Source organism: Klebsiella sp. D5A (genome assembly GCF_001620885.1).
Lineage (GTDB): Bacteria > Pseudomonadota > Gammaproteobacteria > Enterobacterales > Enterobacteriaceae > Klebsiella > Klebsiella variicola.
Window position 1 is genome coordinate 1 of record NZ_LOAR01000056.1, and the last position, 365, is coordinate 365.

1 pseudogene is annotated in these 365 nt (G+C 57.5%); it reads left to right on the forward strand.

Going from position 1 to position 365, the window contains the following annotated elements:
- Positions 1-48: 48 nt before the first annotated feature.
- A pseudogene (locus tag AS136_RS25970) lies at positions 49-365 on the forward strand (flagellar biosynthesis protein); the annotation flags it as partial.

The window sequence follows — 365 nt, forward strand, 5'->3', positions numbered from 1 at the left end:
TTCGCTCAAACCCTCGTTTGGGCGAACGCCTTTTTTGGAGCAAAAAACATGGCCTTTAACCCGGAGCTGGGGAGTACGTCTCCCGCTGTGCTGCTCGATAATGCCGAGCGCCTGGATAAGCTGGTCAATGGGTCTGCGCTGACTGAACCAGATCGCGCTGGCGATGATCTGGATACCTGGCGCGGAATGATGGCGAAAAACGATGAAGTCAGGCAGAACCTGATCCCGCTCAGTAAGCAGTACGCGACGCTGGCGGCGGCGCAGGCGGATATCGCGAATATTCCGGTAGGATCGACCACGTATTACCGCAGCCCGGATGACAGCGCTCTTGCGGTTGAGGTGATGAACGTTAGCGGGACGCTGCA